This window comes from Acinetobacter sp. Tol 5, from assembly GCF_019702905.1.
Lineage (GTDB): Bacteria > Pseudomonadota > Gammaproteobacteria > Pseudomonadales > Moraxellaceae > Acinetobacter > Acinetobacter bereziniae.
The window spans coordinates 19,270-35,625 of the sequence record NZ_AP024708.1 but is presented as its reverse complement, the minus strand read 5'-3'; the positions used below and the strand labels follow the sequence as shown (position 1 = coordinate 35,625).

10 protein-coding genes, 2 tRNA genes and 3 rRNA genes are annotated in these 16,356 nt (G+C 40.7%); 4 read left to right on the top strand and 11 right to left on the bottom strand.

Annotated features, from left to right (window positions below; all coding sequences use genetic code 11):
- The first annotated feature begins 380 nt into the window (after positions 1 to 380).
- Positions 381 to 1,340 (top strand): methionyl-tRNA formyltransferase, encoded by a 960-nt coding sequence (fmt, locus tag TOL5_RS00145; RefSeq protein ID WP_121775842.1) that lies wholly within the window; start codon positions 381 to 383, stop codon positions 1,338 to 1,340.
- Entirely contained in the window at positions 1,337 to 2,644 is a 1,308-nt protein-coding gene (gene rsmB, locus TOL5_RS00140; protein WP_009585560.1) for a 16S rRNA (cytosine(967)-C(5))-methyltransferase RsmB, read from the top strand. Before fmt ends, rsmB begins: the two co-directional genes overlap by 4 nt.
- A 57-nt stretch (positions 2,645 to 2,701) precedes the next feature.
- Here the strand turns inward: rsmB and TOL5_RS00135 are convergent, their stop codons facing one another.
- The 4 genes from TOL5_RS00135 to TOL5_RS00120 form a co-directional block, all read right to left on the bottom strand.
- Entirely contained in the window at positions 2,702 to 2,845 is a 144-nt protein-coding gene (locus TOL5_RS00135; RefSeq protein ID WP_004823942.1) for a methionine/alanine import family NSS transporter small subunit, read from the bottom strand.
- 10 nt (positions 2,846 to 2,855) lie between these two features.
- Positions 2,856 to 4,334 (bottom strand): sodium-dependent transporter, encoded by a 1,479-nt coding sequence (locus tag TOL5_RS00130; RefSeq protein ID WP_046759487.1) that lies wholly within the window; start codon positions 4,332 to 4,334, stop codon positions 2,856 to 2,858.
- Positions 4,335 to 5,054: 720 nt separating this feature from the next.
- Positions 5,055 to 5,645: a DUF1287 domain-containing protein gene (locus TOL5_RS00125; protein ID WP_042087963.1), complete on the bottom strand. Its 591-nt coding sequence runs from the start codon at positions 5,643 to 5,645 to the stop codon at positions 5,055 to 5,057.
- A gap of 57 nt (positions 5,646 to 5,702) precedes the next feature.
- The gene (locus TOL5_RS00120) at positions 5,703 to 7,151 is read right to left on the bottom strand and encodes an aldehyde dehydrogenase family protein (protein WP_121775841.1); all 1,449 of its coding nucleotides are present in this window, start codon (positions 7,149 to 7,151) and stop codon (positions 5,703 to 5,705) included.
- Positions 7,152 to 7,289: 138 nt separating this feature from the next.
- Here TOL5_RS00120 and TOL5_RS00115 point away from each other — a divergent pair, with 138 nt between their 5' ends.
- Together TOL5_RS00115 and TOL5_RS00110 are read left to right on the top strand one after the other, a co-directional pair.
- Positions 7,290 to 7,988, top strand: coding sequence for a TIGR04219 family outer membrane beta-barrel protein (locus tag TOL5_RS00115; RefSeq protein WP_042087966.1), 699 nt, complete (start codon positions 7,290 to 7,292; stop codon positions 7,986 to 7,988).
- A gap of 188 nt (positions 7,989 to 8,176) precedes the next feature.
- A protein-coding gene (locus TOL5_RS00110; protein WP_221260633.1) for an IS3-like element ISAbe6 family transposase occupies positions 8,177 to 9,252 on the top strand; the annotation gives its coding sequence in 2 pieces (ribosomal slippage) (positions 8,177 to 8,429 and positions 8,429 to 9,252; 1,077 coding nt in all).
- A gap of 110 nt (positions 9,253 to 9,362) precedes the next feature.
- On the opposite strand, the gene TOL5_RS00105 is transcribed toward TOL5_RS00110, so the two are convergent.
- The 7 genes from TOL5_RS00105 to TOL5_RS00075 all read right to left on the bottom strand — a co-directional run bounded on the left by TOL5_RS00105 (position 9,363) and on the right by TOL5_RS00075 (position 16,281).
- The gene (locus tag TOL5_RS00105; protein WP_005034910.1) at positions 9,363 to 9,695 is read right to left on the bottom strand and encodes a hypothetical protein; all 333 of its coding nucleotides are present in this window, start codon (positions 9,693 to 9,695) and stop codon (positions 9,363 to 9,365) included.
- 215 nt (positions 9,696 to 9,910) lie between these two features.
- A 5S ribosomal RNA gene (gene rrf / locus TOL5_RS00100) occupies positions 9,911 to 10,025 on the bottom strand.
- Positions 10,026 to 10,195: 170 nt separating this feature from the next.
- A 23S ribosomal RNA gene (locus TOL5_RS00095) occupies positions 10,196 to 13,086 on the bottom strand.
- 414 nt (positions 13,087 to 13,500) lie between these two features.
- Positions 13,501 to 13,576: transfer RNA gene (locus tag TOL5_RS00090), tRNA-Ala, on the bottom strand.
- A gap of 44 nt (positions 13,577 to 13,620) precedes the next feature.
- Positions 13,621 to 13,697, bottom strand: a tRNA-Ile gene (locus tag TOL5_RS00085).
- A gap of 59 nt (positions 13,698 to 13,756) precedes the next feature.
- Positions 13,757 to 15,295 (bottom strand): 16S ribosomal RNA (locus TOL5_RS00080).
- The 16S, 23S and 5S rRNA genes sit together here with 2 tRNA genes alongside, the layout of an rRNA operon.
- A gap of 419 nt (positions 15,296 to 15,714) precedes the next feature.
- The gene (locus TOL5_RS00075) at positions 15,715 to 16,281 is read right to left on the bottom strand and encodes a peptidylprolyl isomerase (protein ID WP_004823953.1); all 567 of its coding nucleotides are present in this window, start codon (positions 16,279 to 16,281) and stop codon (positions 15,715 to 15,717) included.
- Positions 16,282 to 16,356: the final 75 nt, after the last annotated feature.

Below are 16,356 nucleotides of genomic sequence, written 5' to 3'. Positions count from 1 at the left end.
TTGTGTTTTTCTGAGTAATATTTATTAATTTTGTTTAGAAAAACTTTACAAAACACAAAAAAACAGATCATTATTTCAATATGTAAGAAACCATACTCTGAAAAATGATTCTAATTTTTATAAAACATAGTCTATTAAATGTGATTTAAATCACATTATTTTTTAATATCACCCATACTGCGATCAAAATATCATCAAATTCATTAATCAAAAGAAACATATCAGATCTATAGATACGTCAAAATCATAAATAAATAGCTTTGTGTCAAAATAATATAATTAATTTTCACATTTGGAGAAAATCAAATTTTCATTTGAAAATCCCACCATAGAACCATGTTTGCTATAATTGACTTTAAAATTTAATCTGAGCACAACCTTTGAAGATCATTTTTGCAGGCACACCCGAATTTGCAGCTTCAGCATTAGCAGCACTGATTCAAACTGACCACGAAATCGTCGCTGTGTATACTCAACCGGACCGTAAGTCAGGTCGTGGACAAAAATTGACAGCTTCAGCAGTAAAACAACTTGCGTTAACGCATGATTTACCTGTTTATCAACCCCTGCATTTCAAGGCATCCACTGAAGAAGGCTTAGCGGCTCAACAGGAGCTTGCAGCTTTAGGTGCTGATGTGATGGTGGTTGCTGCTTATGGTTTAATCTTGCCCCAAAGTATTTTAGACACACCTAAATACGGTTGTTTAAATATTCATGGTTCATTATTACCTCGTTGGCGTGGTGCTGCGCCCATTCAGCGTGCAATTGCCACAGGTGATACTGAAACTGGGGTGACAATTATGAAAATGGCAGCTGGATTAGATACAGGGGACATGTTGTATAAGACCCTTTGCCCAATTACAACAATGGATACTTCCGCAAGCTTGTATGAAAAACTTGCAACTCAAGGTGCACAAGCAATCTGCACAGTGCTTGAATCAGAGCAAAAATTACAACAATACTTAGAAGCACGTGAAGTTCAAGACGAACAATTCACCGTTTACGCCCACAAACTGACTAAGGCAGAAGCCCAGATTGATTGGCGCAAATCTGCTATTGAAATTGACCGCACTATCCGAGCATTTAACCCTTGGCCTGTTGCCTTTACTCCAATTGATGAAAGCAATAATCTACGAATCTGGAATGCAACAATTTCTGATGTAATTGCAAAAGGTGAAGACGTCGGAACGATTATTGAAATGGACAAGCAAGGCGTACATGTGGTCTGTGGTGAAGGCGTAGTTTGTCTCACCAGTTTACAGTGGCCTGGAGGCAAAGCCGTTAATCCCGTTCAAATCATCCAAGGTCATAAACTATCTGTAGGACATCAATTCGCATGAGTCAAATTCAATCCTCTGCAAAAAATTTGAATTTGCGTGCCCAAGTGATTAAAACCCTTGTTGCTGTTCAAAATGGTCAATCTTTAGCATCTGTGTTGAACCAACATATCAACACTGTTTCTGAACGTGATCGTGGTTTATACCATGAACTAACATTGGGCTGCCTACGTCAATGGTATTCCTTAAAAGCCGTTACGCTTCCGCTATTAACAAAACCATTGGACAATGAAGCGCTTGAAAGTTGCTTATATCTTGGGTTATACCAACTCTTATGTACGCGTATTCCTGCACATGCAGCGATTTCAGAAACAGTCAACGCAGCTAAACAACTAGGATTTGAGCCAATGAGCGGCTTGGTCAATGCTATCCTTCGTCGTGTTTCACGTGAAACATCAGAATTTGAAACTGCGCTGAGTCAAACGCATGGCTTACCAAGTTGGCTGTTCAAACGACTAAAAAAAGATTGGACAAACCAAGTTGATGAAATCTGTCAAAACTTAAAACAAGTTGCACCACTGACTTTGCGTATCAATGAACGTCAGATTAGTCGTGATGAATATCTAGATATCTTAGAGGAAGAACAAATCGATGCTCGACCTTGTATGCTTTCTGATGTTGGTATTGTACTTGAGCAAACTGGAAATATTACCCATTTGCCGGGCTTTGAAGAAGGCGGATTTTCCGTTCAAGATGAACACGCTCAACTCTGTGCCACCTTGTTACCAAATTTAGATGATAAAATTATTATCGATGCATGTGCAGCGCCTGGTGGAAAGACAGCACATATTTTAGAGCGCTTTAATCCACAAAAATTAATTGCGCTTGATCATGATGCTAAACGCCTCTTACGTGTTTCTGAAAATTTGGAACGTCTTGAATTAAATGCCTATGCTGACGTAGAAATCATCACAGCTGATGCTACAACATGGACTTATACGCAACCTGTAGATTGCATTATTCTAGATGCACCTTGTTCTGCAATCGGTGTAATGCGTCGTCACCCAGATATTCGCTTACTCAGACAGTCTACAGACATTCAACAAGTGGTCGATTTGCAAAAGCAAATTTTGAATCATATGTGGCAACAACTTAAAGTCGGTGGAACCCTGCTTTATATCACCTGTTCAATTCTTAAAGCTGAAAATGAACAACAAATGGTGGAATTCTTTGCAGAACATACAGATGCCGAAGAAATAAAAATTGATGCTGATTGGGGAATTGAACAAATTCATGGTCGTCAATTACTTCCGCAAACTGATCATGGTGATGGTTTTTATTATTGTCGAATCAAAAAACTCGCTTAACAGACTAAAAAAGCAGGCAATATAGCCTGCTTTTTTGACTTTAGATGAATAGTTAAATCAAAGTGTATGTTGATCTTTAACTTCTTCAAGAACCTCGTCTAATTCTTCAGGATTTTTCATGAGGTGTAAGATCGAGAGAATTAATCCTCCCCATAAAAACACCATTGAAATAATCATCATAATAATAGCTGATGTATTCATTTTGCTGCTCCTATCGATCTTTCATTTTGCTGAGTACTAAAGCCACCACAGCACAGAAAATCACACTGCCCCAACCAAAGAACATCAACATACTTGCACTATATGTATCGTATCCATTTTTAATCAAACTAAAAATGGTCATACATAAAGTTACCAGCAAAATCAAAGAAGTGATGACGGTTAATGTGAAATCCCAACCTTTACCTAATTGAACAGTTGAAATACGGTTCACATGATCACGCAACTCGATCAATGCAGAACGTTTAAACCATGCCACTGCAATAATTGACAATAATGCACCACCAATAATACCAATATTGTTGATAAAATGATCGACAATATCAACCAGTTTAATTGCATTCACACTTGAAAATAAGAAGATCGAAACAATCGCACTACCACCACCAATGATCGTCACGGCTTTTTTACGTCCCCACTTTAACTTGTCTTGCATTGCCGCAATGGGTACTTCAAGGATACTCACCATTGAAGAAATACCAGCCACAAATAAAGAAGAGAAGAACAATAAACCAAATAAATCAGCACCAGCTCCTAAACTCGAAATGATTTTAGGGAACGCAATGAATGCCAAACCGATACCACCACTCACGACTTGATCAACAGGCTTCCCTGCTGCAAATGCCATAAAACCAAGCGCAGCAAAAATACCAATACCTGCCAAGATTTCAGTTGAAGCATTGGCAAAACCAACAATCAGACCAGAACCAGTCAAGTTGGTTTTCGGTTTAAGATAAGATGCATAGGTCACCATGATCCCGAAACCAACTGAAAGAGAAAAGAAAGTATGACCAAATGCCGCGAGCCAAACTTTATAGTCCCACATCGCTGCCCAGTTTGGGGTAAAGAATGCATTCAAACCTTGCACTGCACCTGGTAAGCGTAATGCCTGAATCACAAGAATAGTGAATAGAATAAACAACAATGGCATGAAAATTTTGTTCGATAATTCAACACCTTTCTTGACACCACCAAATAAAATGATCAGAGTAAGTGCCCAAATTCCAACGATAGGCCAAAATAAATGACCTACAAATTGGAAATCAAAACCAGTTGCTTTAGATGTTTGTAGATAGGTATTAAAGAAGAAATTTTCAGGATCATTTCCCCATAACTGACCAATAGAGAAGTACACATAACTGCCTGCCCAAGTCAGCACACTGGCATAATATAAACCAATAATGATACAGACACAGACTTGCCACCAACCTAAAGTTTCACCTCCTTTGAATAAAGCACGATACGCTTTAGGTGGAGAGTTATTGCTTTTATGCCCTGTTGCATAATCCAAAAATAATAGAGGTAAACCAGCAGTAATTAATGCTATTAAATAAGGAATTAAAAATGCACCACCACCATTTTCATAAGCAACATAAGGAAAACGCCAAATATTACCTAAACCCACAGCCGATCCAACAGCTGCAATAATAAAACCCGATCGTGATGTCCAGTTTTCACGAGATTCTGTCATAAAACACCTAATTCTGTAGATGTCCTCCAATGCCGCTTTTTGTCATTGTCATCTGCGAGCAAAAGAAGTACCAATTTTAAAATTTTGTTGTTCGAATAAAACAGCACCTTTTGAGCACTTTGTTGTTATTCCAAACCAGTCATTGTGTTGATTGCTTGGTTAAAGCGCTTCAATAGAAAACGACTGTTTAATGGACTAACAATACCTGTTTTATATCGATTTATCTGTAAATTGTGAAAATTTTCTTGGTTTTTTTATACCATTTATCTCTTATGGCTATTTTTTATCTCACCCTGTCGAAATAATGATCTGATTTACTGTTAATTTCAGCTTTTTAGACGTGTTAATTAAAAAGATAAGCAATATATACGGATCTCTATGCTTTTATTTTTTGATTGATCGACCATAAATCAACTTTTAATCATGAGCTGAGACGATCACCAATTGCTTATCAACACTTGGAAAAATACACCTCATATTCCCTAGGGAGAATATTTTTAACAACTTTTTATTTGAGTAAAAAAAACTATTTTGCATGCCCTACAACAAAAAGAAATAAGTTAAGGCATTACAAAAAAGAGTCTATTTAAACCATAAAAGTTGTCTGCTTTAACAAACTTAAAAGCATAGATTTTTTTCTAAAGCATCCTAAGAATTTCAAGATGAATCGCTTTGCTTGATTTAAAAGTTGTCCAAAATCTTTTTATGATCAATGGTCTATTAGGGACTTGAGTTTTTAGGTAAACGATAATGCCCTATAATTTTATAGCTCAATAAAATATCGTTTTCACGTGTTCCATAACCAATGTTATGAATCACCAAAGGGGTTTTGGATAAAAGTGTTGTCTTATCTGAAATAATGCCAATGTGGGTAAGTCCTTTGCCTAAATCCCAAGTGACAATATCACCCGCTTGATATTTCTGATCATTGACTTGATAACCTTGTCGTTGAAAATAAGTCATGATGTTGGGTACCCGTCGATGATCAATATTTTTATCAGTCGATTTTAAACCCCACTTTTGCGGATATTTTTTAAAATTTCGTTGCATATCCTCATGAATCAACTTTTGTAAATCAATGTGTTGATGACGTAAAGCACGAATCACCACATCAGTACATACACCTTTGACCAAAGGTACATCGCCCATTGGATACTTGAGTTGGGTATAGCTCGGATCATAATAAAGTGTTTTCCAGATTTGTGATCGCGCGTCATTGACTAGTTTTTCAGCCTGAAATGCCCAAATTTGCACACTAACTAAGGACAGGAAAACCAATGAAATCCACTGAGGTAAAGTTTTTATTATCATTTTTCACTCTATTCAAAAAATTAACAAAACAAGGAGCCGAGGCTCCTTTAATATGGCTTATTGTTTAATCACAAGCAAGCGCTCTTCCTGCATATCACGAATAGCGAATTGAATACCTTCACGTCCCAGCCCTGAATCTTTGACACCTCCATAAGGCATATTATCCACTCTAAAAGTCGGTATATCATTGATAATTACCCCACCCACTTCTAAATGATCCCATGCATAGAGCATTTTATTGAGATTTTGTGTATAGATCCCTGCCTGTAGACCAAAACGACTTGTGTTAATAATCTCAATCCCTTTTTCAAAGTTTTTATACTTTTCTAAAATTGCCACCGGACCAAACGCTTCATTTTGATAAATCTCAAGTGACTCGTCTACATTTTCTAGCAACGTTGGCTCAAATAAAACACCTGATAAAGCACCACCCAATAAAATTTTAGTGCCTTTTTTCTCTGCTTTATCGAGCCATTTTTTTAATCGGAGTGCTTCAGATGCTTTAATCATTGGACCAACAATTGTGGTTTCTAAACTTGGATCTGCTGCACGTATCTTTTTCAGTTTCGCTACCAACTTCTTCTTAAACTCTGTATAATTATCGGCATGAACAAGAATTCGTTGCACACTGATACAGACTTGACCAGCATGACTATATGCACCACTTATCACTCGATCAAACAGTGCATCATTGAGCTCTGTATCTGGCTCAATCAACACAGCAGCATTACCCCCTAACTCTAAGGTAACTTTTTTACGTCCTGCTCGCGCTTTCATATCCCAACCAACTTGATCCGAGCCAGTAAAACTTAATAATTTAAAACGATCATCAGTCACCAACACATCCGCATGTTCACGCGGACAGGGTAAAACTGAAAATGCACCTTTAGGCAAATCTGTTTCCGCTAAAATTTCTGCGATTTTTAATGCAGAAATGGGTGTCAAACTGGCTGGTTTAAGTACAAATGGACAACCTGCTGCTATCGCAGGTGCTATTTTATGTGCAGTTAAATTCAGCGGAAAATTAAAAGGACTAATTAAGGAAATTGCGCCAATTGGTACATGCTGCACCATTCCTCGGTACGCAGATGCAGCAGCTGTCACTGCTAAAGGCATCAAATGACCATTACTCATCGTGGATACGGCATCTGCGGCAATTTGAAAAGTATTAATCAATCTCTCAACTTCTGCTGCGGCAGCAAGTTTTGGCTTTCCACCTTCCACAATCAAAAGCTGAGTTAATTCTTCACGCAATTCTTTAAAACGACCAACACAGTGTAAAAGTATTTTTTGCTTTTGAAAGGGTTTCAGTGCTGCCATTTCCTTTTCAGCGTTTACTGCTGCACTGATCGATTTTTCTAAGGTTTTTGCATCAGCTAAAGCGACTTTTGCATATAGCTGACCAGAAAACTTGTCATAGACCTCGAGCCATTTCCCTGTTTTTACTGCCTTATTTGCGACATAAAGTGGTAGTTCAAACACTGTATCGTCAATAGTCTCACTCATGTTATATCCTCGATTTCATCTTTTTTAATAATGCAAAATTTGATAAACCTCTATATCATGCCCACAGTTTCTGCTGTATTGAATCCTATTTAAGTAACAAAAATATCAGATGAAAAATTATTTCATCAAGAAGGAAATATGAAAGCTATTCAATTGCCATTATTTATTGCAGCACTAGGTTTAAGCTCATTTGCCCAAGCTGATTTTATTGGTTTAACTGGTGATGTAAGTTACTGGTCTTACGATGGGAAAATTAAAAATACCAAGCCCTTAAATAGTGAGAATGATATTGATCGAGATAATGGTATTCAAGCTTCTATAGCTTTTGAACACCCTATTCCTCTTTTACCTAATGTCAAAATTAAATACACCAATATAGATAGTACAACGGAGAACAATACGAGTTCACCTAACTCCGATAAAGTTAAATTCACCAATACAGATTATATTTTGTATTATGAAATACTTGATAATATCGTGAGCGCCGATATAGGTTTTGGTCTCGCAAATGTTGATAGTGATATTAAGCAATATGATGCACTTCAGTACGTTAATAACACTATTTCTGGCAATGTACCTATCGCCTATGCATCTATAGGTGGAAAATTACCTTTTACAGGTTTGAGTACTAAAGGAGAAATTGTTGTTGGAAGTGACGGAGATACAACAATGACCGATGTACAAGCAGAGCTTCAATATAATTTTGTACAAAGTCTACTGTTAGATGTTGGCGCTAAAGTAGGCTATCGCTATCTGAATATTGATGCTGATAAAGATGATCTAAAGTACAAATTAGATTTTAAAGGTCCATATATTGGCTTAAATGCACACTTTTAATCATTAAAACCGTTATCTTGAATGTCGATGATCTCAGCATTTTCTTAGATACGCTGAGGATTTTTTTAGATATCTAGTATATTACCAATATATAACCCTCAGGCAAGGATATCTGAGGGGGTAATCCCCCCTCAAAATAATTGAACTCAAAAGTAGAAAATCGAATAATCCTGTAAAGGAGATTTTTTATGAAAACATCTAAATATTCAGACAGCTTAATCATGAGTATTTTAAAACAAGCTGAATCAGGAACACCTGTGCCTAACTTATGCCGTGAACATGGTATGAGTTCCGCTACATTTTATAAATGGAAAGCGAAATATGGAGGTATGGATATTTCAATGATGACACGACTTAAAGAATTAGAAGCTGAAAATGCTCGTCTGAAACGTATGTATGCTGACGAACGTCTTAAAGCAGATATTCTTCAGGATGCACTGTCAAAGAAGTTATAAAGCCTGTACAACGTAAATCTCTTGCTCAGCGAGCCGTTGAACAATTCAAGATTTCAGTGAGTAAAGCTTGCTTCATCTTTCAACTTAGTCAAACCTGTTATCGTTATAAAGCTCAATTAGATGAGCAAAATAAGATGATTGCAGACTGGCTACTGAAGCTTACCAATGAGAATAAGACTTGGGGCTTTCAGCTTTGCTTCTTGTACCTACGTAATGTCAAAGGCTACTCATGGAACCACAAACGTGTTTATCGAATTTATAAGGAGCTTGAGCTTAACCTACGAATTAAACCAAACAAACGCATTCAGCGAATAAAGCCTAAACCGCTTACAGTACCATCAACACCAAATGAATCGTGGTCAATGGACTTTATGCATGACCAACTGAGTGATGGTCGCAGTTACCGAATTCACAATGTTATTGATGATTATAACCGTGAGTCACTGGATATATTGATTGATTTTTCTTTGCCAGCTCAACGAGTGCTGAGGGGATTGGATCAATTAATTGCATGGCGAGGTAAGCCAAAGCGGATCCGTAGTGATAATGGACCCGAGTATGTGAGTGATTTAATGCAAGCGTGGTGTACTCAACATGGAATTGAGCATGTGTTTACTCAACCAGGTCATCCACAACAGAATGCTTATGTTGAACGCTTCAACAGGACGGTTAGATATGAATGTTTGAATCAATATTTATTTCGAGAGCTTGAAGAAGTTGAAGACTATACAACGATATGGCAACACTTTTATAATCATGAACGACCACATATGTCAGTTAATGGTAAACCACCTAAATTTAAACAATGATAAGGACTTTGCCTTTCTACTTATAAAATCAATTAAAAATGGGAGTATTACCAGGGTTTTTATTTTTCTAGTTAAAACAATTGAACGAAATCGAATTACCCGTTAAAAATCTACCACTTCATGAAAGTCATGCCTTCAATTTCATCAAGTTGAATGTACTCTGTCTGTTTCTGTACAATCTTAATCGCTTCTTCTAAGCTTAACCTTTTTGTATAAGAGCCTTTTTGATCAGGTATAGGTATATCTGCATCTAATGAATGATCAGAGTTCACAATAAACTGTAAGGTTCGATCATTTTTATCAACAATTCCTAAAAAATTTTCTGGTCGAATTAAAACCGATTGCATAAGTTCTATGATTTCATCTATAGATGCATATTGAGTTTGAGCGGGTAAAACTTCATCACCATCATAATCGGTGAAGAAAAATTGGAAAATGAGCATATTGATTATTTTCTCATCATTAGTGATTCTTTTTTAACACAATGTACAGCGTGCCTCAATGGCGTAAAATGCATGTATTACATCCATTTCAATAAATGCGATCCTAAAATAATTATGCCATATAGCTTTTTTCTTCCTTTTCCATCGTTTCTATCTTTTCTTTACACATAAAAAAACACCCTCAACAGTTAGTTGAGGGTGTTTTAAGAATTAAAAGCTGGCGATGACTTACTCTCACATGGGTAACCCCACACTACCATCAGCGCTAAGAGGTTTCACTTCTGAGTTCGGGAAGGGATCAGGTGGTTCACTCTTGCTATTGTCGCCAGCAAACTGTTATGGACTTTTTCGGGTCTTATGGGTATGCCTTACTTTGTTCCAAATGAGTTTAACAGAAGAACATTTGAGTTGGTTATTGTAACTAGCTTTACAACTAAATCAAGTATCTTTGATCTTTTATGAATCAAATGATGCTTCATATACAACTGCTTGGGTGTTGTATAGTCAAGCCTCACGAGCAATTAGTATTGGTCAGCTTCATGCGTCACCGCACTTCCACATCCAACCTATCAACGTCGTAGTCTTCAACGGCTCTTTAGAGGACATAAAGTCCTAGGGAAATCTTATCTTGAGGTAGGCTTCCCGCTTAGATGCTTTCAGCGGTTATCCCTTCCGAACATAGCTACCCGGCGATGCGACTGGCGTCACAACCGGTACACCAGAGGTTCGTCCACTCTGGTCCTCTCGTACTAGGAGCAGATCCTCTCAAATTTCCAACGCCCACGGTAGATAGGGACCGAACTGTCTCACGACGTTCTAAACCCAGCTCGCGTACCTCTTTAAATGGCGAACAGCCATACCCTTGGGACCTGCTTCAGCCCCAGGATGAGATGAGCCGACATCGAGGTGCCAAACACCGCCGTCGATATGAACTCTTGGGCGGTATCAGCCTGTTATCCCCAGAGTACCTTTTATCCGTTGAGCGATGGCCCTTCCATACAGAACCACCGGATCACTAAGACCTACTTTCGTACCTGCTCGACTTGTGGGTCTCGCAGTTAAGCGCGCTTTTGCCTTTATACTCTACGCGTGATTTCCGACCACGCTGAGCGCACCTTCGTACTCCTCCGTTACTCTTTAGGAGGAGACCGCCCCAGTCAAACTACCCACCAGACATGGTCCTCGTCCCGGATAACGGGACAGAGTTAGAACCTCAATATTACCAGGGTGGTATTTCAAGGATGGCTCCATAGCAACTGGCGTCGCTACTTCTAAGCCTCCCACCTATCCTACACAAGTAAGATCAAAGTTCAATGTCAAGCTGCAGTAAAGGTTCACGGGGTCTTTCCGTCTAGCCGCGGGTACACCGCATCTTCACGGCGATTTCGATTTCACTGAGCCTCTGCTGGAGACAGCGCCCCCATCATTATGCCATTCGTGCAGGTCGGAACTTACCCGACAAGGAATTTCGCTACCTTAGGACCGTTATAGTTACGGCCGCCGTTTACTGGGGCTTCGATCAAGAGCTTCGCTTACGCTAACCCCATCAATTAACCTTCCAGCACCGGGCAGGCATCACACCCTATACGTCCACTTTCGTGTTTGCAGAGTGCTATGTTTTTAATAAACAGTTGCAGGGGCCTGGTTTCTGTGGCTGCCAATAGCTCAAGGAGCAAGTCCTATCACCGTCAGCAGCGTACCTTCTCCCGAAGTTACGGTACCATTTTGCCTAGTTCCTTCAGCAGAGTTCTCTCAAGCGCTTTGGTCTACTCGACCTGACCACCTGTGTCGGTTTCGGGTACGATTCCTGTGTAACTGAAGCTTAGAGACTTTTCCTGGAAGCATAGTATCAGCCACTTCACGAGTAAACTCGCTTGCTATCAGTTCTCAGCATAGAGCACCCCGGATTTGCCTAAGATGCATGCCTACAACCTTTCACCTGGACAACCAACGCCAGGCTGACTTAACTTTCTCCGTCCTCTCATCGCATTACACAGAAGTATTGGAATATTAACCAATTTCCCATCGACTACGCCTCTCGGCCTCGCCTTAGGGGTCGACTCACCCAGCCCCGATTAACGTTGGACTGGAACCCTTGGTCTTTCAGCGAACGGGTTTTTCACCCGTTTTGTCGTTACTCACGTCAGCATTCGCACTTCTGATACCTCCAGCATGCTTCTCAACACACCTTCATCGGCTTACAGAACGCTCCCCTACCACGTATACAATGTATACATCCGCAGCTTCGGCATATAGTTTTAGCCCCGTTACATCTTCCGCGCAGGCCGACTCGACTAGTGAGCTATTACGCTTTCTTTAAAGGGTGGCTGCTTCTAAGCCAACCTCCTAGCTGTCTATGCCTTCCCACATCGTTTCCCACTTAACTATAATTTTGGGGCCTTAGCTGGCGGTCTGGATTGTTTTCCTCTTGACTACGGACGTTAGCACCCGCAGTCTGTCTCCCGGATAGTACTCATAGGTATTCGGAGTTTGCATCGGTTTGGTAAGTCGGGATGACCCCCTAGCCGAAACAGTGCTCTACCCCCTATGGTATTCGTCCGAGGCGCTACCTAAATAGCTTTCGGGGAGAACCAGCTATCACCGAGTTTGATTAGCCTTTCACCCCTATCCACAAGTCATCCCCTGGCTTTTCAACGACAGTGGGTTCGGTCCTCCAGTTAGTGTTACCCAACCTTCAACCTGCTCATGGATAGATCACCCGGTTTCGGGTCTATACCCAGCAACTAAACGCCCTATTAAGACTCGATTTCTCTACGGCTCCCCTATACGGTTAACCTTGCTACTGAATATAAGTCGCTGACCCATTATACAAAAGGTACGCAGTCACCAAACAAGTTGGCTCCCACTGCTTGTATGCATGCGGTTTCAGGATCTATTTCACTCCCCTCACAGGGGTTCTTTTCGCCTTTCCCTCACGGTACTGGTTCACTATCGGTCAGTCAGGAGTATTTAGCCTTGGAGGATGGTCCCCCCATATTCAGACAAGGTTTCACGTGCCTCGCCCTACTCGTCATCATTATATGTGCACTTTCGTGTACGGGACTATCACCCTCTACGGTAGCACTTCCCAGAGCTTTCCGCTAATACACATATAACTTAATGGGCTGATCCCCGTTCGCTCGCCGCTACTGAGGGAATCTCAATTGATTTCTTTTCCTAAGGGTACTGAGATGTTTCACTTCCCCTCGTTCGCCTCGCATGACTATGTATTCATCATGCGATACCTACCTTATGGTAAGTGGGTTTCCCCATTCAGAAATCTCCGGATCACAGGATATTTGCCGCCTCCCCGAAGCTTATCGCAGGCTATTACGTCTTTCTTCGCCTCTGACTGCCAAGGCATCCACCACATGCACTTAATTACTTGACTATACAACCCCAAACAGTCGTTAATCCCTACAAGGAGGATCAACAATGTGGATTTAACCACTTCTATTTGTTGCTTGTGAACTTAATCACTGTACAGCTTCAATTTAATTCATATACCAAAACGCTTGATTCAGTTTTATCGCTAGTTCTCATTTCACTCCACATTAACAATTGCTTGTTAAGCTTCATAAAACGAGTTAAACAATTATTTCAACTCAAATATATTCTGTTAATGATTCTCTACCGCCTCGTCAGCAAGTAGTTCACTGTGATAAATCACAGAAGTTAATAAACTCTATAAACTTCAGTTCATTAATTTCTATAATCAATTTCATCTTTCAAATGGATGCCTGCGCGAAGCACAGCTTCTTGCTTAAATTTTCGGACAAAGCGTTGCTTTGTTTTCCCTCAAATTTGGTGGAGACTAGGAGAGTCGAACTCCTGACCTCCTGCGTGCAAAGCAGGCGCTCTACCAACTAAGCTAAGTCCCCAGCTTAAGATCTTAATATATCTGCTCTTCTGTGTTCAGTAGACTTGGTGGGTCTGACAAGACTTGAACTTGTGACCCCACGCTTATCAAGCGTGTGCTCTAACCAACTGAGCTACAGACCCTCAGATACATCAATGAAGAACAACTTGTTGTGGATTCTTACCAATCGTCAATCTTTCGTTAAGGAGGTGATCCAGCCGCAGGTTCCCCTACGGCTACCTTGTTACGACTTCACCCCAGTCATCGGCCACACCGTGGTAAGCGTCCTCCTTACGGTTAGACTACCTACTTCTGGTGCAACAAACTCCCATGGTGTGACGGGCGGTGTGTACAAGGCCCGGGAACGTATTCACCGCGGCATTCTGATCCGCGATTACTAGCGATTCCGACTTCATGGAGTCGAGTTGCAGACTCCAATCCGGACTACGATCGGCTTTTTGAGATTAGCATCCTATCGCTAGGTAGCAACCCTTTGTACCGACCATTGTAGCACGTGTGTAGCCCTGGTCGTAAGGGCCATGATGACTTGACGTCGTCCCCGCCTTCCTCCAGTTTGTCACTGGCAGTATCCTTAAAGTTCCCATCCGAAATGCTGGCAAGTAAGGAAAAGGGTTGCGCTCGTTGCGGGACTTAACCCAACATCTCACGACACGAGCTGACGACAGCCATGCAGCACCTGTATGTAAGTTCCCGAAGGCACCAATCCATCTCTGGAAAGTTCTTACTATGTCAAGACCAGGTAAGGTTCTTCGCGTTGCATCGAATTAAACCACATGCTCCACCGCTTGTGCGGGCCCCCGTCAATTCATTTGAGTTTTAGTCTTGCGACCGTACTCCCCAGGCGGTCTACTTATCGCGTTAGCTGCGCCACTAAAGTCTCAAAGACCCCAACGGCTAGTAGACATCGTTTACGGCATGGACTACCAGGGTATCTAATCCTGTTTGCTCCCCATGCTTTCGTACCTCAGCGTCAGTATTAGGCCAGATGGCTGCCTTCGCCATCGGTATTCCTCCAGATCTCTACGCATTTCACCGCTACACCTGGAATTCTACCATCCTCTCCCATACTCTAGCTTCCCAGTATCGAATGCAATTCCCAAGTTAAGCTCGGGGATTTCACATCCGACTTAAAAAGCCGCCTACGCACGCTTTACGCCCAGTAAATCCGATTAACGCTCGCACCCTCTGTATTACCGCGGCTGCTGGCACAGAGTTAGCCGGTGCTTATTCTGCGAGTAACGTCCACTCATCTTGGGTATTAACCAAAAGAGCCTCCTCCTCGCTTAAAGTGCTTTACAACCATAAGGCCTTCTTCACACACGCGGCATGGCTGGATCAGGGTTCCCCCCATTGTCCAATATTCCCCACTGCTGCCTCCCGTAGGAGTCTGGGCCGTGTCTCAGTCCCAGTGTGGCGGATCATCCTCTCAGACCCGCTACAGATCGTCGCCTTGGTAGGCCTTTACCCCACCAACTAGCTAATCCGACTTAGGCTCATCTATTAACGCAAGGTCACAAGTGATCCCCTGCTTTCCCCCGTAGGGCGTATGCGGTATTAGCATCCCTTTCGAGATGTTGCCCCCCATTAATAGGCAGATTCCTAAGTATTACTCACCCGTCCGCCGCTAGGTCAGTTACCGAAGCAACATCCCCCGCTCGACTTGCATGTGTTAAGCCTGCCGCCAGCGTTCAATCTGAGCCATGATCAAACTCTTCAGTTAAAATCATTAGTGACTTAAGGTCACAATTCTGGCTCATCAATGTACTGACAAATTCTCTCAAATAAACTTCGAGTAATTTAAACCAATCAATCAATGATAATATTTCGATCAATCAGTAAAAATCCACACAAGTTGTTCTTCATATTCTCTTAATGATCAATTTACCACCTCGTCAGTGATAAATAAGACGCAATAAACATTCAACAACTTAACCCTCTAAGCTAAGTTCGTTTGCTGTATCGCGTCGGGATGAGCTCATTATAGGGCAATTTCTTACACACGCAAGTGCTTTTAACTGATTGTTTTATTGAGTGTTGTATTTTTACGCACTATTTTGGTTCGTTTTTAGACTTATTATGGCGTAAGCTTTTAATAATAAAGCAGAAATATGACCAGAATATTTCTGCTTTATTTTTTAATTATTTTTTGACATTGCTCTTTATGGTTTGAATACTGATGATTTTTACAGCTTGTTTAGGTACATCTTGATACATCCCGACTGTTGCTGTAGGGGTTTGCACTATTTTATCTACGATATCGAGCCCTTGAGTAACTTTACCAAACACGGCGTAACCTGGGTTACCCGCAGACTTATTTAAAAAGTCGTTATTTGCAACGTTAATAAAGAATTGGCTGGTTGCTGAATTTGGTGCATTGGTTCTCGCCATTGCTAAAGTGCCACGAAGGTTCTTTAAACCATTACTCGATTCGTTTTGAATCGGCGCCTGCGTTACTTTCTCTTTCATATTACTATCGAAGCCACCGCCTTGGATCATAAAGCCAGGAATAACGCGATGGAAAATGGTGCCATTATAGAATTGACTATTTACATAGCTCTTAAAATTCTTAACGGAAATTGGAGCTTGATCATCATATAGTTCAATATTGATGTTGCCCAAGTTGGTTTTGATTTGCATATCTGTATTGGCAAATACAGGTTGCATGAGAATGCCCAAAGCAACACCCATACCGATTTTCTTAATCATTGTCTTTTTTCCTTAAATTGATTTGATACGTTTGCGCTTATATTAGTGTGCTTTTATATGATTGAAAAATGACAT